Source organism: Mediterraneibacter flintii (assembly GCF_055387595.1).
In genome coordinates, this window is sequence record NZ_AP031405.1 from 756,354 (window position 1) to 782,002 (window position 25,649).

The 25,649-nt window shown below is 41.0% G+C and carries 19 protein-coding genes; 15 read left to right on the forward strand and 4 right to left on the reverse strand.

From position 1 onward, the window contains the following. Nucleotides 1-78 precede the first annotated feature (78 nt). The 3 genes from mnmM to ACZ5C4_RS03565 all read left to right on the forward strand — a co-directional run bounded on the left by mnmM (nucleotide 79) and on the right by ACZ5C4_RS03565 (nucleotide 3,377). Nucleotides 79-642, forward strand: a complete 564-nt coding sequence (gene mnmM / locus ACZ5C4_RS03555) for a tRNA 5-(aminomethyl)-2-thiouridylate-methyltransferase MnmM (RefSeq protein ID WP_464519829.1) — start codon at nucleotides 79-81, stop codon at nucleotides 640-642. A gap of 47 nt (nucleotides 643-689) precedes the next feature. Next, the gene (gene hflX, locus ACZ5C4_RS03560) at nucleotides 690-1,931 is read left to right on the forward strand and encodes a GTPase HflX (RefSeq protein WP_464522299.1); all 1,242 of its coding nucleotides are present in this window, start codon (nucleotides 690-692) and stop codon (nucleotides 1,929-1,931) included. A gap of 66 nt (nucleotides 1,932-1,997) precedes the next feature. After that, nucleotides 1,998-3,377, forward strand: a complete 1,380-nt coding sequence (locus tag ACZ5C4_RS03565) for an MATE family efflux transporter (protein ID WP_464519830.1) — start codon at nucleotides 1,998-2,000, stop codon at nucleotides 3,375-3,377. Between the two features lie 472 nt (nucleotides 3,378-3,849). On the opposite strand, the gene ACZ5C4_RS03570 is transcribed toward ACZ5C4_RS03565, so the two are convergent. After that, entirely contained in the window at nucleotides 3,850-4,725 is an 876-nt protein-coding gene (locus ACZ5C4_RS03570) for an Rpn family recombination-promoting nuclease/putative transposase (RefSeq protein WP_464519831.1), read from the reverse strand. Between the two features lie 553 nt (nucleotides 4,726-5,278). On the opposite strand from ACZ5C4_RS03570, the gene ACZ5C4_RS03575 reads away from it, so the two are divergent. The 9 genes from ACZ5C4_RS03575 to ACZ5C4_RS03615 all read left to right on the forward strand — a co-directional run bounded on the left by ACZ5C4_RS03575 (nucleotide 5,279) and on the right by ACZ5C4_RS03615 (nucleotide 17,924). After that, complete coding sequence (locus ACZ5C4_RS03575; RefSeq protein ID WP_464519832.1) at nucleotides 5,279-5,986, forward strand: LytR/AlgR family response regulator transcription factor; 708 nt, start codon at nucleotides 5,279-5,281, stop codon at nucleotides 5,984-5,986. Next, nucleotides 5,983-7,332: a GHKL domain-containing protein gene (locus tag ACZ5C4_RS03580; protein WP_464519833.1), complete on the forward strand. Its 1,350-nt coding sequence runs from the start codon at nucleotides 5,983-5,985 to the stop codon at nucleotides 7,330-7,332. The genes ACZ5C4_RS03575 and ACZ5C4_RS03580 overlap by 4 nt, the downstream gene beginning before the upstream one ends. Before the next feature lie 279 nt (nucleotides 7,333-7,611). Further along, nucleotides 7,612-10,371, forward strand: a complete 2,760-nt coding sequence (locus ACZ5C4_RS03585; protein WP_464519834.1) for a glycoside hydrolase family 3 protein — start codon at nucleotides 7,612-7,614, stop codon at nucleotides 10,369-10,371. Further along, nucleotides 10,361-12,835 carry a glycoside hydrolase family 3 C-terminal domain-containing protein gene (locus tag ACZ5C4_RS03590; RefSeq protein WP_464519835.1) on the forward strand — a complete coding sequence of 825 codons (2,475 nt, stop codon included), beginning with the start codon at nucleotides 10,361-10,363 and terminating at the stop codon, nucleotides 12,833-12,835. Before ACZ5C4_RS03585 ends, ACZ5C4_RS03590 begins: the two co-directional genes overlap by 11 nt. A gap of 24 nt (nucleotides 12,836-12,859) precedes the next feature. Beyond that, the gene (locus tag ACZ5C4_RS03595) at nucleotides 12,860-13,462 is read left to right on the forward strand and encodes a hypothetical protein (protein WP_464519836.1); all 603 of its coding nucleotides are present in this window, start codon (nucleotides 12,860-12,862) and stop codon (nucleotides 13,460-13,462) included. A 126-nt stretch (nucleotides 13,463-13,588) separates the two neighbouring features. Then, nucleotides 13,589-14,035 (forward strand): hypothetical protein, encoded by a 447-nt coding sequence (locus ACZ5C4_RS03600; RefSeq protein WP_464519837.1) that lies wholly within the window; start codon nucleotides 13,589-13,591, stop codon nucleotides 14,033-14,035. A 62-nt stretch (nucleotides 14,036-14,097) separates the two neighbouring features. After that, a complete protein-coding gene (locus ACZ5C4_RS03605; protein WP_186875626.1) occupies nucleotides 14,098-14,607 on the forward strand; it encodes a shikimate kinase in 510 nt (169 codons plus the stop codon). 231 nt (nucleotides 14,608-14,838) lie between these two features. Continuing rightward, nucleotides 14,839-16,131 carry a UDP-N-acetylglucosamine 1-carboxyvinyltransferase gene (locus ACZ5C4_RS03610; protein WP_464519838.1) on the forward strand — a complete coding sequence of 431 codons (1,293 nt, stop codon included), beginning with the start codon at nucleotides 14,839-14,841 and terminating at the stop codon, nucleotides 16,129-16,131. 365 nt (nucleotides 16,132-16,496) lie between these two features. Beyond that, a complete protein-coding gene (locus tag ACZ5C4_RS03615; RefSeq protein ID WP_464519839.1) occupies nucleotides 16,497-17,924 on the forward strand; it encodes a CapA family protein in 1,428 nt (475 codons plus the stop codon). A gap of 526 nt (nucleotides 17,925-18,450) precedes the next feature. Here the strand turns inward: ACZ5C4_RS03615 and ACZ5C4_RS03620 are convergent. From ACZ5C4_RS03620 to ACZ5C4_RS03630, 3 genes are read right to left on the reverse strand one after another with little or no spacing between them, the layout of a single operon-like run. Further along, nucleotides 18,451-19,971 carry a xylulokinase gene (locus tag ACZ5C4_RS03620; RefSeq protein ID WP_464519840.1) on the reverse strand — a complete coding sequence of 507 codons (1,521 nt, stop codon included), beginning with the start codon at nucleotides 19,969-19,971 and terminating at the stop codon, nucleotides 18,451-18,453. Between the two features lie 23 nt (nucleotides 19,972-19,994). Continuing rightward, nucleotides 19,995-21,401, reverse strand: a complete 1,407-nt coding sequence (locus tag ACZ5C4_RS03625; protein WP_464519841.1) for an ATP-binding cassette domain-containing protein — start codon at nucleotides 21,399-21,401, stop codon at nucleotides 19,995-19,997. A 20-nt stretch (nucleotides 21,402-21,421) separates the two neighbouring features. Then, nucleotides 21,422-22,216: a DeoR/GlpR family DNA-binding transcription regulator gene (locus ACZ5C4_RS03630; protein ID WP_464519842.1), complete on the reverse strand. Its 795-nt coding sequence runs from the start codon at nucleotides 22,214-22,216 to the stop codon at nucleotides 21,422-21,424. 307 nt (nucleotides 22,217-22,523) lie between these two features. Between ACZ5C4_RS03630 and ACZ5C4_RS03635 the strand changes: the two genes are divergently transcribed. From ACZ5C4_RS03635 to ACZ5C4_RS03645, 3 genes are read left to right on the forward strand one after another with little or no spacing between them, the layout of a single operon-like run. Further along, the gene (locus tag ACZ5C4_RS03635) at nucleotides 22,524-23,540 is read left to right on the forward strand and encodes a substrate-binding domain-containing protein (protein WP_464519843.1); all 1,017 of its coding nucleotides are present in this window, start codon (nucleotides 22,524-22,526) and stop codon (nucleotides 23,538-23,540) included. Between the two features lie 24 nt (nucleotides 23,541-23,564). Beyond that, nucleotides 23,565-24,545 (forward strand): sugar phosphate isomerase/epimerase family protein, encoded by a 981-nt coding sequence (locus ACZ5C4_RS03640; RefSeq protein ID WP_186875620.1) that lies wholly within the window; start codon nucleotides 23,565-23,567, stop codon nucleotides 24,543-24,545. A gap of 13 nt (nucleotides 24,546-24,558) precedes the next feature. Continuing rightward, complete coding sequence (locus tag ACZ5C4_RS03645) at nucleotides 24,559-25,626, forward strand: zinc-dependent alcohol dehydrogenase (protein WP_464519844.1); 1,068 nt, start codon at nucleotides 24,559-24,561, stop codon at nucleotides 25,624-25,626. Nucleotides 25,627-25,649: the final 23 nt, after the last annotated feature.

Genomic DNA, 25,649 nt, shown 5'->3' on the forward strand with positions numbered 1-25,649 from the left:
CTGCACACCGGTAGTATGCGTCTCGTACAGAACGCAGCGGAGCGAAGAACTGCCGTATTGCCGAAAAAGGAGGAAAAGATGAGAAGTTATCAGATTACAGAATACTGCCATCGCTTCGTGAAAGAATATATCGCAGAAGGAGACTGCTGCGTGGACGCTACTGCCGGAAACGGCGGTGATACAGAATTTTTGTGCAGATGTGTGGGAAGAACGGGAAAGGTTTATGCATTTGATATTCAAAAGACAGCGATAGAGCACACCAAAATGAGGCTGAAAGAGGCGGGATATATGGAGCGCGCTGTGCTTTTTCAGGAAGGGCATGAGCAGATGGCTTCCTATGTAGAGGAAGAAGTGTCGGCAGTGCTGTTTAATTTTGGGTATTTGCCGGGAGGGGATCACCGGATAGCCACAAGAGCAAAGACAAGTGTAGAAGGGGTAAGACAAGGAATGGAGCTTTTGAAAAAAGGTGGAATTATGAGTCTTTGTATTTACAGTGGAAAGGATACAGGATATGAAGAAAAAGAAGCATTACTGGATTTTTTAAAAAGACTTGATTCTAAAAAATGGCTGGTAATTTTAAACTGTTATTATAATCGAGAGAACAATCCGCCTCTCCCTGTATTTGTTATTCGCTTAAAGTAGCGCTGACGGAAAAGAGGGAATTAGGAAGACGGATAAGAGGAGAAATGATGGTAGGTTTTGATTTGAGGGAAACAACAGAAAAGGTCATTCTTGTAGGGATTCAGTTGGATGGAGCAGAGGATGCAAAATGTTCTCTGGATGAATTAGAGGAGCTTGCCAGGACAGCAAAAGCAGAAGTCAAAGGAAGACTTATTCAATCAAGAGAAGCAGTGCATCCGGTAACCTATATTGGCAAGGGAAAGCTGGCGGAACTAAAAGAGCTTCTGTGGGAAACAGATGCAAACGGGATTATCTGTGATGATGAGCTGACAAGTGTGCAGCTTAGAAATTTAGAGGAAGAGCTGCAGTGTAAAGTTATTGACCGAACTCTCTTAATTTTGGACATTTTCGCGGCGCGCGCTGTTTCGGGGGAAGGAAAGATACAGGTAGAACTGGCACAGCTTCGTTATCGTGCTTCGCGTCTGTCAGGACTTGGCAGTTCTCTGTCTCGTTTAGGAGGTGGGATAGGAACACGTGGGCCAGGAGAAAAGAAGCTGGAGACAGACAGGAGACTGATTCGTGAGAGGATTAGCCGATTAAAGAGAGAATTAAAGGAAGTAGAAAAACACAGGGATTTAATCCGCAGGGAGCGAAAGGACTCCAGTCTGAAAGTGGCAGCCTTGGTAGGATATACTTCTGCTGGAAAGAGCAGCATTGAAAATAGATTGACGGATGCAAAAATCTTGGAGGATGCAATGCTTTTCTCTACACTGGATACAACGACAAGGACACTGTATCTAAGCCGTACTCAAAAGATTCTGCTGACGGATACAGTGGGATTTATCCGTAAACTGCCGCATCATTTGATAGAAGCATTTAAGAGTACGCTGGAGGAAGCAAAATATGCGGATATTATTATACATGTAGTAGATACCTCCAACCCGCAGATGGACATGCAGATGCATGTAGTGTATGATACGCTGCAGACACTAGGGGTACAGGGAAAACCGATTATTACATTGTTTAACAAACAGGACAAAGTAGAAGCAAAGAGCAGTATCAGGGATGGAGCTGCGGACTATTCTATTTTATGTTCTGCGAAAACCGGACAGGGGATGGAAGAATTAAAAGAAGTATTGATGGAAATTATACGCAGGGAGCAGATTTATATTGAGCGTTTATATCCCTTTACAGAAGCATGGAGAATTCAGCTTATCAGAAAGAATGGAGAGCTTCTTTTGGAAGAATATACCCCAGAGGGAATTATGACGAAGGCATACGTTCCCAAAGAAATCTATGGACAGGTATAGAGAGGAAAAGAGGGAAGAGTGCAGGAAAATCCAGAGGGAAGACAAAGGAGAAAGAAGGATAAAATATTGGAAAAACAAAAGGAAGCAGTACAGGCGGAAAATCCACTGGGGAGTGCTCCGCTGGGCGGGCTGATTGCAAAGTTTGCGATTCCGGCAATCATCAGCATGCTTGTAAGCGCCCTGTATAATATTGTCGATCAGATTTTCATTGGACAGGGAGTTGGGATGTTAGGAAATGCAGCTACGAATATTGCATTTCCGGTTACCATTATTTCAACGGCAACGGCATTGCTTCTTGGAATAGGAAGTGCGTCAAACTATAATTTGGAAATGGGGGCAGGACGGGAAGAAAAAGCAAGCAGGATAGCGGGGACTGGTCTTGGAATGCTTGTAATATGCGGAACTGGAATTGCAATCATTATCTTGTTGTTTTTGGAACCGCTTCTTCATTTGTTTGGGGGAACACCGGACGTTATGCCTTATGCGATGGATTATGTGGGAATTACAGCATTTGGACTACCGTTTTTTGTCTTGACTACAGGGGGAAATCATCTGGTAAGAGCAGACAGAAGCCCTACATATTCAATGACATGTATGCTGACAGGGGCGGTGATGAATACCATTTTGGATCCACTCTTTATATTTGGATTCGGATGGGGAATAAAAGGTGCGGCATGGGCAACAGTAATCGGACAGGTAGCTTCAGGCATTCTTGTGATTGTGTATTTTGTAAAGCTAAAGAAGATGAAACTGACAAGACAGATGCTGCGTCCTGGTGCTGTGTATCTGCGGGCTATTGTTTCGCTGGGACTTGCCTCTTGCATTAATCAGATAGCAATGGCAGTTGTACAGATTGCAATGAATAATATTTTGAGACATTATGGCGAAGCTTCTGTATATGGCAGTGACATCCCAATTGCCTGCGTAGGAATTATTACAAAAGTAAATCAAGTATTTTTGGCAATTTGCATCGGAATTTCTCAGGGGTGTCAGCCGATATGGGGATTTAATTACGGCTCGGGAAAGTATGACAGGGTGAAAAGGACATATCGTTATTCTGTTACTCTATGTACAACGGTTGCTGTTCTCTTTTTTGTGTGCTTTCAATTTTTTCCACATCAGATTGTGGGGCTTTTTGGCAGTGGAAGTGAACTGTATTTCCAGTTTGCCGAACATTATCTAAAGATTTTTATGCTGCTGACTTTTGTCAATGGAATCCAGCCGATGTCCTCTGGCTTTTTTACCTCCATTGGAAAAGCAAAGCTTGGAATTGTGATGTCTTTGACGAGGCAGGTCATTTTTCTCTTGCCCTTGATTCTCATTTTCCCAATTTTTATGGGAATTGATGGTGTGATGTTCGCAGGGCCGATAGCAGACGCCGCCGCATTTACACTCGCAGTACTATTCGCAAGAAAAGAACTGAAAAAGATGAAAATAGAAAGTTAATTGACGAAAATGATTCGCACAAGAGGGCGTGTATTGCAACGTTCGTCAGGGCTTCGCCGGAATTCCTCACTTTTGCAATACACGCCCTCTTGTGCTTACACTTTCGCCAGCTTAAGTTTATAATTTCAAACAGAAAAGAATCGACTTCACGCTGCTGCAGACTCCCAGTCAGAAGATTTTCCTTCGTCTATAGGAAGGTGGCTCCCTAACTGAAATCCATAAAAAAGAGAACGGCTTCACGTTGTTATAGCCCTTCAATTAGAAGTATCTATACTACTTCCGATTGGAAATGCAAAGCATCTCTTTCACATGTCCCTTTTGCCAACTTCCGCAGTGCCAGCTCAATTCCGCATACGCTCCATTTCGCTATCGGCAGTCGCCGAATGAAAAGAAGCAGGCAAACTCTGTGGCATGCTCGCATGTAAACAGAAGTTTGTCTGTTCTTTTCGCACTGCTTGTTGCTTCGTTAAATTTATATTTCTTCTATTAATTTTTGAATGGTTTCTATATCTTCTTCCAGCATTTCTGCAATCTCTTCTGCTCCATATCCTTTTTGTATTTTCTTTTCTACTAATTCCTGTAGTTTTCGCATACCACCTTGTGTTAAACCTTCTTTTAATCCAGAAGCGTGTCCTTCTTGACGTCCTTCCTTACGCCCCTCTTCACGTGCTTTTTCCTGCTCCAATATCTTTTCTTCCCATGCCTGCATGTATTTCACCCCGATCTTTTCACTGGATTTGATTGCATGGATCCGTTTCTGGATATTATGTATCCTCTCACTGGTACAAGAGGCACTTACTTCCTCTGTGGTATGCTCCATATACCTTAACAGCTCTATCAGTTCTTGTGGTACGCCTTCTGTGTGCTGTCCGCGGGTATTTAAAAATATCCGAACAGCGTCGTCCTGTAATGACAATTCAGGTACTTCCTTACACTGCATCTGGAAGGTATATCGGTATAACCCATATCCGAACAGATCAAAGGGACAGATAAGAATAATGTAGACGGGATTCAGCCTTTGGAATCCCACTTCTCCTGGCTTTAAGAGGTTGGAATCAATTAACGCTTGGTAAAACCGGCTCCGTTTTGGCAGATTCCCTGTATCCTCTCTCTGCACCTCTGCGTTGTATATGCGTTCCTCTTCATCCATTGCCCAGACATCCAGACGGACATACCGGTTCAATGGATGGGTGCGCTGCTCTTTTTCTGTCTGGGGCAGAAGTTTTAAAACAACCTCCCTTCCCAGAATAATCTCCAGCATGTCCCGCATTGTATCTGGGTCATCAGCAGCCTGTGAGAATAAAAAACGATCCAGCAGATTCAAATCCTTCAATGGTTTTTGTTCCATATTTACTTTTCCTCCTTTTATTATAGGGAAAAGCCTTACGGTTTACAACACTTTCCCCTTAAGTTACACAGCATTTGCCGCAAACGATATGGCGCTCTCTGCAAAGTAGACATTAAACACACAAATATATACCTCACCTGCAGCGTAAGTAATAAAACAGATGCTGTTACAGCATTTTCCTTTGTTTCATTGGGTAAAAATTTAGAATGCCCTGGCAGTTAAATACCAGAAAAACCGATTGTCCATCAGATGAACATAAATAGAATGATACATGTAAATTTTTAGAATATAGATTCCTTATATAAGAAATAAAGCTACTTTCCTTTTCCTAATATAGACAGATGTTAGAAAAGGTACCCTTACCTTAACACATTAGAAAACAAACTACAAGAAAAAATAGAAATTTAAGAAATTTCACTGAGAAAGAGCACGAAATGACAAATAATTTGGAATATGCTATATTAATTCCAGTAACTTGTAATGGATGAAAGTGCAGTGGTTTGCTTAAGGAGAGCTGCATGCCAGAGGACGGTCAAGAGAAGGTGGAAAAAGAATGATTCGTATTGCTGTAGTAGAGGATGAACAAAATTATATAGACCAGATTACAGAATATTTACGGCGTTATGAAAAAGAACAGAGAGAAGAGCTTCAAATATCAGTCTATCGGGATGGGGATGGAATTACCGCGGAGTATAAGGCTCAGTTTGATATTATTTTTATGGATATTCAGATGAAATTTGTGGACGGAATGACCGCTGCAGAAGAGATACGAAAAAAGGATACAGAAGTGATTATTATATTTATAACGAATATGACGCAGTATGCTATTCGGGGATATGAGGTAGATGCCCTGGATTATGTGCTGAAGCCGGTGACATACTTTGCATTTAGCCAGAAGTTGAAAAAAGCGGTTGCCAGAATAAAGAACCGTAAGCGTAAGTATGTGATGATTTCCGTCAAGGGAGGCGTGTTTAGGGTGGATGTGGAAGATATATACTATGTAGAAAGTCAGGGGCATAATTTAATCTATCATACGGCAGGCGGAGAATATACAACAGCAGGGACGATGAGATCTGCAGAGGAAGAATTAGAAAACATGGGCTTTTACCGTGGAAATAAGTGTTACTTGATTAATTTGGAACATGTGGACGGGATACAGGATAAGTGCGCCGTAGTCAAAGGAGAGAGTTTACAGATTAGTAGACCGAGAATGAATGATTTTATGCAGGCGTTGACAAGGCATTGGGGGGAATTAAGATGAATGTGGCAGAAGTGGATATTGTGAGTACGATATTACCGGATATTCCTCGATTTTATACGGCTTTGGCGGAATGGCTTGCCTGTCTTTTGTGTATAGCGGAAGTAAAGAGAAGAGTAACAGGATGGAGATTTATAGGTATATCTGTAGGCGCGCTGGCTATACAGGTGCTTTTTCTGGAAGTGACACAGGGCATGGAGAATTTCCTATGGATTCTCTGCATGGGTGCGGCAGTCGGACTCATGTATGGATATATTTATCTTTGCTGCCGCGTCAGTGGAAAGGATGCGGGATATTATTGTGTCCGCGCGTTTGTAGCAGCAGAATTTGCGGCATCTCTGGAGTGGCAGACATATTGTTGGCTGTCACTTCGAATGGCAATGGATGGGGTTGTATTTAGAATATTCTGGCTGGTACTGATTTACAGTTTCGTATTTTGCATTGTCTGGTTACTGTATAGAAAATCCGGTACAAAAGAAAAGTCATATCTGGTTACAAACAAAGAATTGGCAGCGTACATTATCATTGGGCTTGCAGTTTTTTCTATCAGTAATCTGGGATTTGTATCTGCAGATACGATATTTGGCGGACAGCAGAGCGCAGAAATTTTTAATGTACGGACTCTGGTAGATTTAGGAGGCATTGTAATTATGTATGCCTACCATGTACAGCGGATAGAGCTCCGCACGCGGCATGAGCTGGAGAGTGTGCAGAGTATTCTTTACAATCAGTATATGCAGTATCAGCAGTCACAAGAGGCTATGGATCTTATCAATTATAAGTATCATGATCTAAAGCACCATATTATAGCGCTGCGCGCAGAGGAAAACGCACAGAAAAGAGAAGCATACCTGGATAAAATGGAAGAAGAAATCCAGAACTATGAAGCGCAGAACCGGACAGGGAATAAAGTATTAGATACTCTTTTGACATCGAAAAATCTTCTCTGTATGAAAAACGATATTTCTATGACCTGTGTGGTGGATGGAAAGCTGTTTGAATTTATGGACGTTATGGATATATGTTCTATTTTCGGAAACGCGCTGGATAATGCGATCGAATGTGAGAAGCAGATACCGGAGAAAGAAAAAAGGCTGATTCATGTCAGTACATTTCTACAGAAAAGTTTTTTGATGATTCGTTTTGAAAATTATTATGAAGGGAGCTTAGAGCTCGAAGAAAGTCTTCCTGTTACGACTAAGAAAGAAAAAACATTTCATGGATATGGCTTAAAAAGCCTGCGCTATACAGTGCATAAATATAAGGGAGAAGTAGATATTCAATGCTGTGATAATTGGTTTAATTTGAAAATATTGATCCCTATGGATATGAATTTTTTGCAAAAATGAGGAAAGAAAATAAAGGGAAAAGGGAACTGCTCAGGGAAAGCAAATGGCGTCAAAATAAGCATAATGCATAAATTTTGGCGCTGTTTTTGTATAAAATACACAATACTATATACAATTTAAGCAGAAAAACAACAGTTTATGCAAAATGAGGCACAGAAAGAAAAGAACTGATAGAATCAAAGACAAGCAGAAAGCGTGTGAATGAAAGCACGAAAATAAAGGCAGCCGGAAAAGTAAAAAACGAAAATGGACTGCCGAAGAGGAAAAGGAGAGAGAAAGATGGAAAAAAAGGTGAAAAAACCAAAGAAAACCAGTGTAGTGATCATAAGTATCCTGCTGGTAGTTCTGCTTGCTGTAAATATTGCCGGAGGAATGTTTTACAATGTTATTACACAGTTTTTTTCTAAGGCAGACGTAGATAAGGAGAAGACGGCTGAGGCGTCAGAGGCTGCGGGTAAGGTGGTAGAAGAAATAGTGGATGAAGGTGCAGTGCTTCTTCATAATGAAAATGAGGCGCTTCCTTTAGACATGGACAGTGAAAAAGAGAAAAAAGTAAATGTCTTTGGATGGTCATCTGTGCATCCGGTGTATAGCGGAGTAGGAACGGGAGCAGGGAATACGGAAAACTGCATCAGTCTTTATGAAGGATTGGAAAATGCAGGGATTTCAGCGAATCCTGAACTTGAACAATTCTACGAAGAAAGTGACCTGGAAAGTAATACAGTAGACAGTATGGGAACATTTAATACAGACTATTGTAAGATTCAGATCCCAGTAGATGAGTATTCTAATGAGATGCTGGAACAGGCAAAAGAATATTCAGATGTAGCGCTGATATTTCTGAGCCGCACAGGAGGGGAAGGATATGAAGATCTACCTCTGGATATGAGCAGTCTTGGAGGTACACCTGACGAACATTATCTGGAATTAAGCCAGGAGGAAAAAGAGCTTATCAACATGGTAGATAACATGGGATTTGGTAAAGTGATTTTATTGTTGAATTCCAGCTATCCTATGGAATTAAGATTTTTAGAAGAAGGTAAAGTAGACGCAGCGCTTTGGATCGGTGGAATGGGAGAGACAGGCATGAACTCCGTAGGCAGTATTTTAAGCGGAGAGGTGAATCCATCGGGGCGTACAGTAGATACATATGCTTATGATCTGACTTCTGCTCCGGCGGTTGAGAATTTTGGGAGCTTTTCGTATACAGATTCTGAATTTATGGCGAGTGTTTTCGGAGGAAAGGAAGAAGAAGTACGGCAGGGATATGCTGATTATGCAGAGGGAATCTATGTCGGGTATCGATATTATGAAACACGTTGGGTAGATAATGAGACAGGTGAAGTAAATGAAGAAGAGTATAGAAAAGCAGTACAATATCCCTTCGGATATGGTTTATCTTATACAACCTTTGAGCAGGAGATAGCAGACTTTACGTCAGATGATAAAAATATCAATATGACGGTTAAAGTTACGAATACCGGTAATGCGGCAGGAAAAGAGGTAGTGCAGGTTTATTATACAGCTCCATATCAGACGGGAGGAATTGAAAAATCTCATGTTGTATTGGCTGATTTTGGAAAGACAAAATTGTTGGAACCAGGCGAATCAGAAGAAATTAAAATTTCTTTTGCTGTAGAGGAAATGGCATCATTTGATTACATTACAAATGGCTGTTATGTATTAGAGGAAGGCACATATGAAGTCAAATTGATGAAAAATGCACACGATATAATCGATACAAGAGATTATACAGTGGATAGTACAATCATTTACGATGAAGGAAATAAAAGAGATTCGGATGAAACAGCTGCTGTAGCAAGATTTAAAGATATTGAAAACGATGGAGTAACGGAAATTACGTATGTATCCAGAGCAGATTGGGAAGGAACGATTCCAAAAGATGTACCGCATGAAAGAGCAGCATCTGAAGAATTAAAGAAAGCATGGGAAGATCTGACTCCCCCAGAAGATCCAGAAGCGGAGGATATAGTGATTCGGGATAACGGATTGAAGCTGCAAGATTTAATAGGAAAATCCTATGATGATCCAATGTGGGAAAAACTTTTGGAACAGCTTTCCGTTGAAGACATGCAGTATCTCATAGGATACGGCGGATTCGCGACACAGGTGATTGAATCAGTGGATAAACCGTATACGATAGATTTAGATGGACCGGCAGGAATTAAGGCTCTGGTAAATGAAACAGCATATGAGGGTATTTCCTATACAACGGGTGTTGTATTGGCAAGCACATGGAATCAGGAGCTGGCGGAAAAGATGGGAGAGGCCTTTAGTGCAGAAGCTGTTGCGTGGGGAATCAGCGGTATTTACGGGCCGACTATCAATATACACAGGACACAGTTTAATGGCAGAGGATATGAAGGATATTCAGAAGATCCTGTAGTGGCAGGAAAGATGGCTGCGGGCCTTATAACAGGGTTTAATACAAACAAAGTATATAATTATGTAAAACATTTTGCTATTTATAACCAGTGTGCAAATACGTTGACAGGTCTGAATATATGGGGGAATGAACAAGCAATTCGGGAAATTTATCTGCGGCCGTTTGAAATTGCGGTTAAGGAAGGAAATGCCCACGCCATGATGTCATCCTATAACAGGATCGGTGCAAAATGGAGTGGCTCAGTAAAGGAACTGATGACAGATGTTCTGCGTGGAGAATGGGGCTTTGAAGGTATGGTTATTTCAGACTGGGTAGCAGCGGACTGTATGAATGCAGATCAGGGAATTCATGCAGGAAATGACTTGATGCTTGATACAGTAGGAAGTCCTGTAAATGATACGAGTAATGCAGGAAAACAGGCGATGCGAAAGGCTTGCCACAATATTTTGTATACGGTGGCAAATTCCACAGCTATGGACATCGGTTATTATGGCCCTACACCATACTGGCTCTATATACTGATAGCAGTAGATGTGATTGCTGTTGTGGGAGCAGGTGCATTTTACTGGAAATGGAGGAAGAACTGGAAGAATTTTAAAAAGAATGTTCATGTAGGAGAAAATGGAAAGTAAACAAAAAACGGTTATCGAGAAGATGACATTAAAGGAAAAGGCTGCTTTTTTAAGCGGGAAGAACGAATGGGAGACGAGAGATTTTTCCCACTTTGGAATCCCTTCTTTGTTTTGTGCCGACGGACCTCATGGAGTCCGTCGGCAGGATGGGGAGGGAGATCATCTGGGGCTAAATCCGTCTGTGCCGGCTACTTGCTTTCCCACCGCTGCTACTATTGCAAACAGTTGGGATGAATCACTGGGGGAAGAACTGGGCGAAGCACTTGGAAAGGAAGCTGTTGCCTTGCAGGTGGATATTCTTCTTGGACCTGGCTTGAATGTGAAAAGGAGTCCTCTGTGCGGCAGAAATTTTGAATACTTTTCGGAGGATCCCTATCTGGCAGGAAAAATGGCAGCAGCCTATATACGCGGAATACAAAGCCAGGGTGTATACGCATGCCCTAAGCATTTCGCGGTAAACAATCAGGAATTACACAGAATGTCTGTGAACTCTGTTTTAGATGAGAGAACCTTAAGGGAAATCTATCTGACAGGGTTTGAGATTGCTGTCAAAGAAGGCAGAGCAAAGTCAATTATGACAAGCTATAATAAAATAAATGGCGTGTATGCAAACGAAAATTCATATCTGCTCAAAAAGATTCTTCGGGATGAGTGGGGATTTAAAGGAATTGTAGTAACAGATTGGGGAGGCTCCAACGACCACACAAAAGGGGTAAAGGCCGGCTCTAATCTGGAAATGCCTTTCCCGGGGCTGGATTCGGCGCGGCAGTTGGTTCAGGCAGTGGAAGAAAAGAAAGTATCTATGGCAGAAATAGATTTTTGTGTAGAGGGGCTTCTACAAGCAGTAACAGAACTGTCCGGAAAGGAAAGCAGAAAAAAAGATTTTGAGGCGACACAACACCATGAATTGGCGAAGAAGGCGGCAAAGGAAAGTGCAGTACTTTTAAAAAATGAAGCGCACATTCTGCCGCTTCAAAAAAATACGTTAGTGGCTATAATCGGCGATTTTGCAGAGAATCCCAGATACCAGGGCGCAGGGTCATCTCTGGTCAATCCTACGTTTCTGGAAAATATCAAAACAGTAGTAAAGGATTATGAACTGGAGGTTTTGGGGGTTGCGAAAGGCTACAGGCGAACAGGAAAAAGAGATGAAAAGCTGAAAGCGGAAGCGCTTGCACTGGCAGAAAAGGCTGACATTGTGCTCTATTTCTTCGGACTGGATGAAATAAGTGAGGTAGAGGGAAAAGACAGAGAAAATATGCAGCTTCGCCAAAACCAGACTGCATTATTAGAAGGGCTTTGTAAAGTGAATTCTAATATTGTAGGCATATTAAGCGGAGGCTCTGCCATTGAGATGGAATGGAAAGACTGTTGTAAAGCAATTTTGCATGGATTTCTGACGGGACAGGCAGGCGCGGGGGCTATACTGGATATTTTGACTGGGAGGTCAAATCCGTCGGGAAAACTAAGTGAGACATATCCGATTCGCTGTGAAGATACTCCGGCTTATTTCTATTTCCCAGGCAAGGAATATTCGGCTGAGTATAGGGAAGGGCTCTATATAGGATACCGCTACTACGATACGGCAAAGATTCCGGTGTGCTATCCTTTTGGCTATGGACTGTCTTATACGACATTTTCCTATTCCGATTTACAGGTAAATACGACTGGAATTACATTTACAATTACAAACACAGGAGAATATGACGGGGCTGAAATCGCGCAGCTGTATGTCGGTCTGCCGGATAGTAAAATATTTCGCCCATTTAAAGAATTAAAAGGCTTTACAAAAGTATATTTAAGGGCAAAAGAAAGTAAAAAGGCAGAGATACCATTTGATGACAAGACATTTCGATATTGGAATGTAAAAACGCAAAAGTGGGAAACAGAGGAAGGAACATACCGGATCATGGTAGGCGCCAATATAGAAGATATACGATTGGCAGGAGAATACAAAGTCCAGGGAACAACGGAGGAATATCCATATAAAAAAGAGGAGCTCCCTTCGTACTATGCTGGAAAGATACACCATGTGGAGGATGCAGAATTTGAAAAGCTGTTAGGGCATCCGCTTCCAGATGGCAGATGGAAAAAAGCGCTGGATATCAATGATACCATTTCCCAGATGTACTATGCAAAGAGCATATGGGCGCGGCTGGTCTGGAAGTGTCTGGATCACAAAGAGAAAAGCAGCACAAAGAGAGGAACCCCCAATTTAAATATTCTGTTTGTTTATAATATTCCCTTTCGTGCTCTGGCGAAGATGACAGAGGGAATAGTCAGTATGGGTATGGCAGAAGGGCTTCTACAAATTGTGAATGGACATTTTTTTAAAGGCATAAAGAAAACAATTGGAGAATTTATAAAAAACCGCAGGGAAAATAGGGAATATGAAGCATATTTAAAGGCTGCGGCAAAAGCACAGACAGGAGGCATAAAACGGGAAGAAGATGCCAAAAAATAGCAGAAAGTTGGGGAAGAAGCAAGTATGAGAGGAATATCAGGATGGTGGGAAAAAGAGTGGAAAGCGTTTGAAAGAAAATATCCTCGGTTTTCAAAATGGCTGTATCAAATTTTCTGCTTTCTTGTATTTAGCATAGGAGTAACTGTATTTCAATATCTGGTCTTTACTTTTATGCCGGGCATATTGGGAAAAGAACTGGCAGGAATAGAATTTATGTGGCCAAAGATACCGGTGGATATCTGCAATGTAGAATTTACCTGGAGTCTTTTGGGATACAATATTCTTTACGACACGTCGGGGGCCGTTATGATCGGCGGGGGGCTTGGATATTTTATCAGTTACGAGACTGGCTCTTTTCTGGCACAATGTATTAATTTTCCGTTACAGAGGAATATTACCTTTAAAAGTAAAGGAAATGTTTTTTACCAGGCGTTTTGGTATTTTTTTTCCTGGATTGTAATTTCACTTATCTGTAATGGGTTTAATAATCTGTGGATGCCGGTTGCGGCTGTGTATGTATCGCCGGCGGTCTATAATATTTTAGTGACGGTGATTACCGGTGGCGTATCTATGGTGATTTTCTTCTTTGTATTTAAAATTATTTTTCCGGAGGGGAAAAAGAGATAAAAAGCATAAATAAAAAGAGGCTGCAGTTCTAGAGGACTTTCTCCAAAAGAGCTGCGGCTTCTTTGCACATAGGGAATATCCCTGGCATATACTGTTTATATAATGTCTGAATGGAAGTGTGAAAGTATGAATCATAAACTGCCGTATTATATGGCATATCCCATGCCGTTTGCGTATGATGACGACAAGATTGAACAAAGAGACATGGACTATATGAAAAGTATGTACCCAGATATTCCAAAAAAAATTTTGCCTTACGTGGAAGAGGAATGTGATCGGCAAGAGTACGACAACAGCATGATATATGATGAATATCCGGATAAATTACAGCTGCGTATGATGTGCAGCCGCATTTATGAAAAAGTAATGAAAAATGAAAAACTATTTTACGGTACAGAATATGCAGAGATGGTTTCCAATGAGAGGCAAAAAGAACGTCCGCACCAGGGACCGCCAATGCCGCCTCCGGGGCCAGGACAAAACTGGCTGCGGGACATGGTAGAAGTGATGCTTTACCAGGAACTTTTCAGACGCCGTTGTGACAACCGCAGATGCAAGCGCAGATTTTACTAAACAAAAAAAATATGATATACTTACAATCAATGGAAAAAAGCATATAAAAGGATGGAATACATATGAAGAGTAACCTTATCTTTATTGGAATGCCGGCGGTGGGAAAGAGTACGGTTGGCGTTGTGGTAGCGAAAAGGCTTGGCATGCAGTTTGTTGACACGGATTTATTGATACAGGAACAGGAAAAGAAACTGCTTCGTGAAATTATTGAGGAAGTAGGAGAAGAAGGCTTTTTAAAAATAGAAAATCAGGTCAATAAAAGTGTAAACGTGGAAAATTCGGTGATATCGCCGGGAGGAAGCGTTATCTACTGTGAGGAAGCCATGCAGCATTTTAAAGATATCGGTATTGTCGTATATTTACAGGCTTCTTATCAAACAATAAAAAGGAGGATACGAAACCCGAAAAAAAGAGGGGTCGTGCTGCGGGAGGGGCAGACGCTGCGCAGTCTGTACAATGAGAGAGTAAAATATTTCGAAAAATATGCGGACATTGTAGTATGTGAGGACAGATGCAGGATTGAAGAAACAATCGAGAATGTCCTTGACAAGATTGCAAAATGTAAAAAATAGCCCGAAACGGTTACATTAGCAAAAATGATTTTACAAATGCCGTTTTTGTGGTATAATGTCACAGTGTATTATGAAATAAGACTGATAAGAGTTTACCTAAAGGGCATACCGTAATTTATTCCCTATGGGATAGCGGGCTTCGCTCGACAAGGTATAAGCGGATATAAAGAATAAAACGGGAAAATAGAATATACGACTATAATTTATAATATCGAATAATCGAGGTGCGAAATGGAGCAATATATTATCAAGGGCGGCAATCCGCTTGTAGGGGAAGTGGAGATAGGCGGCGCCAAGAACGCGGCTCTCGCGATTTTGGCCGCGGCGATTATGACGGATGAGACCGTTTTGATTGACAATCTGCCGGATGTAAATGACATCAATGTCATGCTGGAGGCAATCAGTGGAATTGGAGCGACAGTCCAGAGGATTGACAGGCACACAGTGAAGATCAACGGAAGTGCTATCGGCAGTTTTAATATTGAATATGACTATATCAAAAAGATAAGAGCCTCCTATTATTTATTAGGGGCGCTGCTTGGAAAATATAAAAGAGCAGAGGTTGCACTTCCTGGAGGATGTAATATCGGAAGCCGGCCGATTGACCAGCACTTGAAAGGCTTTCGGGCACTGGGGGCGGATGTAGACATAGAGCATGGGAAGATTGTCGCGGATGCAGAACAGCTTCGAGGAACGCATTTATATTTCGATGTAGTTTCAGTGGGAGCTACGATCAACGTTATGATGACCGCTGCAATGGCAGATGGGATTACCATTATGGAAAATGTGGCAAAGGAACCCCATGTTGTAGACGTCGCGAACTTTTTAAACAGTATGGGTGCGAATATCCGCGGGGCAGGAACAGATGTTATTAAGATACGCGGAGTGAAGTCTTTGCATAAGTCAGAATATTCTATTATACCGGATCAGATCGAGGCAGGGACATTTATGTTCGCGGCGGCCTGTACAAAGGGTGACGTGACAGTGTTGAACGTGATTCCTAAGCATTTGGATGCAACGATTTCAAAATTGATAGATATTGGATGCGAGGTAGAGGAATTTGATGACGCTGTACGTGTAGTGGCGAAAAAAAGGCTTAAGAGTACGCAGGTGAAAACACTGCCGTATCCAGGATACCCCACCGATATGCAGCCGCAGATTGGTGTGGCGCTGGCGTTAGCGGATGGAACCAGCACGATTACAGAAAGTATTTTTGAGAATCGTTTTAAATATCTGGATGAGTTGGCGAGAATGGGTGCTGTTATTAAAGTAGAAGGAAATTCTGCGACAATAGAAGGTGTGGAAAAATTTTCGGGTGCAAGAGTAAGCGCGCCGGATCTTAGAGCAGGAGCAGCTCTGTGCATTGCAGGACTTGCTACAGACGGTATTACAGTTATTGATGATATTGTTTATATCCAGAGAGGATATGAATGCTTTGAACAAAAATTGCAGAGCCTGGGCGGTATGATTGAGAAGGTGTCCAGTGAAAAAGAAATACAGAAATTTAAATTGAAAATAGGCTGAAAAGCTAATAAATAGCGGGCCTCACCCGATAAGGCAAATAAATCTAAGCGTGCAGCATTAAACTGTATAAATTCAGTATTATGCGGCACGTTTTATTGTATTTAGGATTCGGGTGTCAAAAGTTACCTTTTGACACCCGAATCTATTTAGGAAACTTCGTTCTCTATACAATAAAATCCTACGGGAGATGCACACTGTGTGTCAGTAGAAACTGTCTGTTGATACAACCGCACTTCGTCCGGCGGGCCGCGCGAAATGTCAGTCTATTACAGAGTATTGACTTTTATATACTGAAATGGGACAATCTATAACAAGGTATATAGACAAAAGAAAAATTTACGGGGAAGACAAATCGGAGGAAAAACATGGAGGGTGGAAGATACAACAGACAGAGGCGCGAAGCAATGCGGCGAAGGAGAGCAAGGCAAGTCAGGAAGCAAATAGCGGTGATAGGAGGTATTGCGATATTTCTTGTGCTGACGGTTGTTATTGTCAGTATAAATCTGTATAAGGGTTCAAAAGAGAAAAAGCAGCGTGCCCTTGTAAAAGCTGCTGTGGAGGAATGCTATGCGGCGTTTTCAGCTTCAAAGGAGGAGGAAGTTCCTGCAGCCAAAATAGAGAAAGAGCAGGCAGACTTTGCTGAGTGGTTTGTAAAGCATTATACAGACCAGACAGAGGGAGCGCTTTTGAAAAAAGCAGAAAAGGGAGAACTTACACAGAAAGATATATATGAAGCAACTGGAGAAACATTACAGGTGCTTACAGATAGGAAAAAGGGATGGCTTGATGATGAACAGACGGCAAAAGAACATCAGATTTACATAAGGGAAGGCAGAGAAAAAAAGCAGGCAGAAGTGACGATAGCCGGGGACATCTGTTTTGCGGAAGAAGGCTTTGTGCTGGATCATTATGATGAGACAGATGGGCTGGAAGAATGTATATCACCTGAAATTTTGGATATTACAAATCAGGCAGATGTATTTTACTTAAATCACGAATATTGTGTAAGCGAGAGAGGGACACCGCTTGAGGGAAAGCTCTATACATTTAGGGCAAAGCCGGAGCGCATGGAGCTTCTAAAGGAAATGGGGACAGACATAGTTTCTCTTGCGAATAATCACGTTTATGATTATGGGGAAGAAGCGCTTTTGGATACTTTGGATTATCTAGATGAAGATAATTTGCCTTATGTAGGCGGAGGGCGTAACAAAGAGGAAGCGGATCGTCCGATTTACTTTATCGTAAATGGTATGAAGATTGGTTTTGTAGCGGCGACAAATGCGGAGATTGTATATTATACGCCTGCGGCAACAGAAAGCTCGCCGGGAGTATTAGAGGCATATGACACAACAGAGTATAACCAGATTATTAAAGAAACGGCAAAAGAGTGCGATTACCTGATTGCATATATTCACTGGGGACCGGAAGATACAAATCAGTATGCAGAGTATCAGACAGAGCAGGGAAAAGAATTTCTGGCGTCAGGGGCGGATATTGTAGTCGGCGGGCATCCTCATGTATTGCAGGGGATTGAGTATGTGGGTGGAAAGCCCATTATTTACAGCATGGGAGATTTCTGGTTCAATGATGAGACAAAATATACAGGACTTTTAAAATTAGATATTACGTATGATGGTCTTGCGGAGATGTCCTTTGTGCCCTGCTTGCAGACAGGGTATACAACCCAATACATAAGCGATAAGGCAGAACAAAGAGAAATGTACGATTTTCTGCAAGGCCTGTCACCAAATGCAGAAATAGATGATGAAGGAAGAATAACACAGAAAAATTGACGGTGAAATATAAATTTAACGAAGCAACAAGCAGTGCGAAATGAAGCGTATGCGAAATTGAGCTGGCACTGTGGAAATTCGCAAAAGGGTCGTGTGAAAGAGATGCTTTGCAACGTTCGTCAGGGCTTCGCCGGAATTCCTCACTTTTGCAACACACGCCCTCTTGCGCTTACACTTTCGCCAGCTTAAGTTTATAATTTCAGACAGAAAAGAACCGACTTCACGCTGCTACAGACTCCCAATCAGAAGTTTTTCCTTCGTCTATAGGAAGGTGGCGCCCTAACTGAAATTCATAAAAAAAAGAACGGCTTCACGTTGTTATAGCCCTCCAATTAGAAGTATCTATACTACTTCTGATTGGAAATGCATAGCAGCGTGAAGCTGATTTTTTCCGTTACGAATTATAAACTTAAGCTGGCGAAAGTGTGAGTGTGAAAGAGATGCTTTGCGTGAGTGAGGAATTTCGGCGAAGCCCTGACGAACGATGCAAAGCATCTCTTTCACACGTCCCTTTTGTCACTTAAATTTATATTTCTTTCATTTTATCTCCTAATTTGGCAAGTGTATCTGTCCAGAGGCTATATATATGTAGGAGTTTTTCGTAATAAGTGCTGCGTGTTTCATCTGGAAGGGATAGTTCTTCTTGTTTGTGGATTGTGAGGATTTTATTATATCCCTGCCATAGTCCAACAGCGTTGGCGGCAAGCGCGGCAGCTCCTAAAGAGGCAGCGTCTTGATCGATATTTGTTTTCAGAACAGGCATATGATAGATATCAGCAAATATCTGGCGCCAGAGAACACTTTTGCTTCCACCTCCACAAATTAACATTTCATTTTGTACATTTACTTGTTTCAATAGAATATCAAGTGCCTGCCTAAGAGCCATTGCTACACCTTCCATAGAGGCGCGTACCATATCCTCTCTTGTGTTTCCAAGAGTAAGCCCCATAAATCCCCCGTTTAAATTAGGGCTAGGTTCTTGTGCACTACCTCCCGCTAGACTGGGATTAAAAAGTACACCATTTGCTCCCGGAGGTACAGACGCAGCCATTTGATTCATAATATCATAGGCGGCTACATCATTTTTTAAGTCGCGGCAAAGATTATCTCGTATCCATCGAAAAGAATTTCCGGCTGAGAAGATAGATACAGCAGAAGTATAATACCCTTTTTTCGCATGTGCGAATACGAAAGGCCTAGTTGAGACATCGATGACAGGTGTTTGAGAGGTAACGGCTATCCAACTGGAAGAACCAAGAGAAGTATAGATAACACCTTCTTCCATTCCACGAGCACCCAAGGCCATGCAAGTATTGTCTACTCCACCACATGCTACAGGAGTTCCTTTTGCAAGCCCGCTTTCCAAAGCTGCCTCAGAAGTAACATAGCCGATAATAGAATCAGATGGAAGTATTTCTGGAAAAATGTCCTGAGAAATACCTGCCGCTTTGAAAAAATCTGGTTCATATTCCCATTTTTTTAAATTAAATACTCCGAAACCAGAGGCATAAGACGGATCTGTACAGATACGTCCGGTAAGGCGGTAGTTTACATAGTCTTTGGAGCCGAGTATTTTAGATGTCTCTGCAAAGATGGCAGGTTGATGTTCCTTCATCCACATAAGCTTTAAAATAGTATAACATTCCTCTGGATCTCCGTTGCCTGTGGTAGAATACCATTTGTCGTACGGAAGATCCTGAAAGAATTTTTGGATTTGGTCATCTGCACGCATATCACACCAGATTGGGACCTGTTCCAATAAAAGCTTTCCATCTTTATCCAGAGGGACAGAAACAAGACTGTGGCCTGATAAGGATACGCAGGCAATTTCTTCCGGCAGGCATTGACTATGTGCGAGAAGTTTTTTTGTCGCGGCGCATACATTGGTCCACCAATCTATAGGACGTTGTTCGCAGAACTTTTCTTTAGGAAAATAGGTTTCATATTGGTTGAATATTTCAGCATGTGAGATTCCTTCAGCATCAAAGAGAGATGCCTTGATCCCTCCAGTTCCTAAATCATATGCAATCAACTTATCTTTTTTCATAAATAAAATTCCTTTCTTCGTGATTATAATTGCTTGTATAAAGCTTCACTGGAAAGGTAGTCTGTAGAATAATTTCCAATCTGTTTTCCATCTTTAAAAAGGACGATTCGGCTGCACATTCCGATAAGCTCGGAAATATCGGAAGATAGAATTAATATGGATGCGTCCTTTAATGCAAGAGCATTTAAAATATTGTATAATTCCAATCTGCTTATGGAATCCAGATTTTTAGTTGGTTCATCATATATATACAATTTGGACTCGTTAAAAAGAGACCGGGCAATCAATAGTTTTTGTTTGTTACCAGAGCTTAAAAAACGTGTCGGAGTATGTACAGTGGCATTGTGAATACCAAGTCGTGTAATATAACTTTTGGCATAACGCTTTTCTTTAGATGCAGAAACGAAATACTTTTTGCGTGCCTTACGAAAATTAGAGGCTGTAATATTGAAAGGAATTCCTTGTGTAAGGAATAAAACCTCATCACTACTTTTCTCAGGTAACAGCCCGACATCTTTTAGATGTTTCACTATATAAGTTGACAGTGCTTTTCTCTGGGGTTTGGTAAGCCCGGTAATTCCAATAATTTCTCTTTCGTGTAGAGTGAAACAAATATTGGTGAGGGGGCAATCTGTACCTTCCACTTTAAGAAGTGTTTTGCCCTTAGAAAGAACAAGCCTGGGATAGCGGAAGTTCATATTTAAGTTTGTTATATGTGTAATAAATTCTTCCGATTCGAATTGCTTCTTTGTAAAATTGGCTGTAATAGTTCCATCTGTAATAATAGAAACCTGGTCGCAATACTTTCGTATCTCCGAATAATTGTGCGTAATTAAGAGAATAGCTGTATTCTGCTCCTTTAAATTCATAAGAATATCAAAAATACGTGTTGTTTGTGCGTAATTTAAAAATGTAGAAAATTCATCTAAAATTAGCACTTTGGGATGACAGATTAAAATACGCAGCAGTTGCAGAAGACGTAAATCTGCTTCTTCTAGTTCCCCTGCTCTTTGCCATAAATGAAAATGCAGATGATACATATCTAAAATTTTTTGACAACATTGTTCCATCTCTTTTTTAGATGGGGTGAATATGCGCTTTCCCCATATCAATTCTTCATTGCCACAAATGAGATTATCACGCACGGAAAGTTCGGGGAAAATATGAACCTCCTGTGTGAGCATATATATACCATTTTTCTGAGCAGAAAGAGGACACGTGATGTTCAATTCGCGGTCGTCTAAGAATATCTGTCCGGATGTTTTGGGCCGTAAACCGGCGAGAACCTGGGCAAAGACAGTTTTACCTTCTCCGTTATTGCCTATAATTCCATGTATTTCTCCGGAACGTGCCGAAAAATGGATACCATCAATTAAAGTACGATCTGCCACCATTGTTAAATTTCGGGTACATAGAGTAAAATCTGTCATAGAATCCACCACTTTACTTTTTATAGCTTCCAGTTTTCTAAGTTATAGGAAGTATATACACCTATCTGATGTTCGAGATAATAGTTTTTATATTCGGCTGTGATAGTATCATTTGTAATAATAATATCAGGAAAATCTAAATCTCCGATTTTGCGGAAAGCGCGTTTTCCAAATTTAGAACAATCTATTCCGAAGATGATTTCTTTACATTTTGGAGTAATTGTACGAATTAACTCCTGGACAGATAAGTCCGAAAGTGTGTATCCCGCATCAAAATCTACTCCATCCACAGAAAAAAAACATTTGTCCAGATAAATATTATGGAGCTCAGCAGAAATATCATCTGGATAAGAATAAAATCCGTTAGTGACAAGATGGCCGCCTAAAAATAGACACTGTATATTTGGAACTGCACTTAAAACTCCTGCTACCCAAAAATTATTTGTTAATACATTGATATTATTACGAGTGAGGAGTGCTTTTGCTATATAGTAAGAAGTTGTACCAGGACCTAAGAATATCCATTCACGTTCCTGAATGAGTCTGGAAGCTATTTCGCCGATTTCTTCTTTATCCTTATCATATACTGGCGCTGCTCCGGTAAAAGTCAGAGTGTTGTTTTCTTCTTCTTGTGCCGTGTTTAAGGTAGCGCCGCCATGGAACCGTGTCAGAAATCCTTCTTTTTCTAACTCCTCTAAATCATTTCGAATAGTTGCATCTGTAACTTCTAAAAGGCTACTGAGAGTAGAAACGTCAATTTGCTTACAGTCAGCCAGAATTTCTTTGATTTTCCGGAGCCGTTCTATTTTAAACATGAAGGTGCCTCCATTTCGAGTATTTATAGTTACATAAATTATAATATCACAGGAAGTCGAAAATAACAATATACAAATGAAAAGAAACAAAAATGAATATGGAAAATATGAACAAAAATAGTCTGAAAGAAAAATAAGTGAAACACATTTTTGAAATTAAACAAAAATAAAAGAAAATAAATAAAAATAAATGAAAAAATATTATAGACAAATACAAAAAAGCATGATATATTATTATCAAAATAAAAAACGAGCTCGGAAAAAAGGTAGTCTGTAACAAAAAAGAATGAAAGGAAAAGAAAAAGTTATGAAAAAAAGGAAATTAATCTCTATGGGTTTAACGGTCTGTATGTTAGCAGGACTTATTGTCAGTGGGTGTGGAAAGAGCGAAGGTGAAGAAAAGGGAAAAGAAGGAGAATCTGAAGGAAAATATAAGATTGGCTTTGCAAATGCATCTATATCAAACAGCTGGCGTGTAAAAATGCGGGATATGCTAATGGAAGAAGCGGATAAACTTGGAGTAGAGATTGTAGAAACAGATGCAAATGACGATGCAAATACCCAAAACAGTAATATCGAGGCGATGCTGCAGCAGGACTTAGATGCAATTTTGATTACTCCATGTGTAGAGGATGCGGTAAATCCAGGAATTGAAGCAGCTTATGAAAGTGGAATTCCGGTAATACTTTTTGACCGTACCTGTACAACAGAAGACTATACACATTTTGTGGGATACTCGGATGAGAAGAATGGAGCAGCGTGTGCACAGATGTTAGTGGATGCTTTGGAAGAAAAGAATGGGGAGGCGAAAGGGAAAATCATTGCGCTGGACACAATTGCGGGCTCGAGTACAGACAATAATCAGAAAAAGGGACAGGATTCAGTATTTTCACAGTATCCAGATATAGAGATTATAGAAAGACAGTATACCGATTTTGAAGCCAGCAAAGCAAAGACATTTATGGAAGACTGCTTAAGTAAATACGGTGAAGGAGAAATAGATGGAATTATTTCACAGGATGGGGCTGTAACACTTGCGGCAGTAGATGCGATTGAAGAAGCCGGAAGAATGGAGGAAGGAATTCTGATTGTCAATGCAGACGGCATTAATGGAATCGCTAAGATGGTAAAAGAAGGAACCTGCGTAGGATTTACACAGTTCCCGTGTGCGGCAAGCGTGGACGCACTACATATGGCAATTGATACAATCGAAGGAAATGATCCAGAAGAAAAGGATATTATGATGGATTCAATCATTGTTACACCGGACAATGTAGACGAATATTTAATTCCAGATGGAGATGATTATGATTGGACTTACTAAGAGTTAAATCGGGAGGGCTTATAAATGAAAGTAGGATTTTGTGTTGTCAATTATTCAGAAAAACCTGTAGAAGAAGTAGTAAAATTAGCGGCCGCTAATGGATATGAAGCGGTAGAGCTTCCGGCATATAATGAGAACGGACAGATAGACGTAGATGAAATGCTGAAGGGAAATAATGCAAAAAATTTGAAAAAAATGGTGGAAAGTCACGGTATGACTATCGCCTCTTTGTCTAACCATCCAGATTCCGCGTTGATTATGGGGCCTTACAGCAAAGGAATGGATACGATCTGTGCAGGAACTAAAGAAGAAAAAATTAAATTTGGGACAGAGAGCATGATTAAAAGTGCACAGCTTGCGAATGTGTTAGAGGTGCCGGCGGTAGTCGCATTTTCCGGTATGGAAAATTATGGACATATCAATGATTGGCCAGAGCCGGACGGCTGGAAGGATGAGGAAGAACAATTTGCCGAAAAATGGGGATATGTGTTTGACAAGTATAAAGAATATGGGGTAAAAGTGGCGTTTGAGCCGCACCCCAATAATATTGTATATGATACGCAGTCTACTCTTAGATTACTGGAGGTAGTAGACTATCACGAAGCATTTGGGATTAACCTAGATCCGGCAAATATTTTATTCTCCGGTATCGATCCGCAGCGGTTTGTATATGAATTGGCAGACAGAATTGTGCTGGTACATGCAAAAGACTGTGAGATTATTCAACACCAGCTTGCCAAAGGTGGTCTGAATATGTATATGCAGGACAGATGGGGAAGAAAGGATCGCTCCTTCCGTTTCAGAATACCCGGCTGGGGAGATGTAAACTGGAAAGGCCTAATCAGTGAACTGTATTTAAATGGATATGACGGAGTATTTAATTATGAACATGAAGATGTTATTATGAGCCGTGCAGATGGAGTGAAGAAAACGATTGATTATTTGAAACCGCTTATGATCAGTGCGCCATATGAGGGCAGAAGTGACAAATTATTTACGAAATAATCGGGAGGATAAAATGATGAAAATGATGAGAGCGCAAGTTTTGACAGAACCATATAATTTTGATTTAAAAGAGGTGCCGATTCCAGAGATTACAGATGACGAAGTGTTGGTAAAAGTAAAATACTGCGGAATCTGTGGTTCTGACTGGGGATCTTATACAGGAAAATATGCGGATGAGGTAGCGTGTATTCCGCTGACAACAGGGCATGAAGTATATGGAACGATTGAGGAGGTCGGAAAAAATGCAAAAGGGTTAAAAGTAGGTGATAGAGTTACATATGATATTTGTAAACCGTGCGGAACCTGTTACCACTGTCGAATTGGAGAGCCACTTTTGTGTCAGGATTTTAAGCAAATAGGAATTCATATGGATGGCGGATTTGCAGAATATGTAAAAGTACCGTGGAAAAATATTTATCTTGTACCAGATGAGGTTTCCGATGAAAAGGCAGCATTTGTAGAACCACTTACTGCCTGCTTAAATGCTTCCAGGAAGATGGACTGCGTTATGGGAAGAAGCGTTGTTGTAATCGGAGCAGGGCTCGGAATCATGCATGCACAGCTTGCAAAATTGCGTGGAGCAGCGCCCGTCATCGTGATTGACGCTAATGTGGATCGTTTAAAAATGGCAAAAGAGGTTGTTGCGGATTATACAATCAATGTAAAAGAGGCAGATCCGATTGAAGAAGTTATGCGTTTGACAAACGGAGTCGGAGCCGATTTTGTACTGGAGGCAGTAGGAAGCTCAAAAACATATGAACAGGCATTTAAGATGATAAGAAGAGGTGGCAAGGTAGAAGCATTCGGCATCTGTGCGGATGATGATTACGCAAGCCTTCCACCGGTATCCTTTGTATTGGAAGAGAAAAAAGTCAGTGGAAGCTGTGCGGGAATCGGATATGACTGGGGAGATGCACTTACACTTTTGAAATATAATCGTGTAGATCCAATGCCATTGATTTCTATGATTGTACCATTAGAAGAGCTGGAAGATGCTTTAAAAGAAATACGCAAAAATCCTAAATTAATAAAAGTTTTAGTAAGCCCGCTTGTAACAGAGCGCACGGTCCTCTACGAATAAAACAAGGAATAGACTGGAGGAAT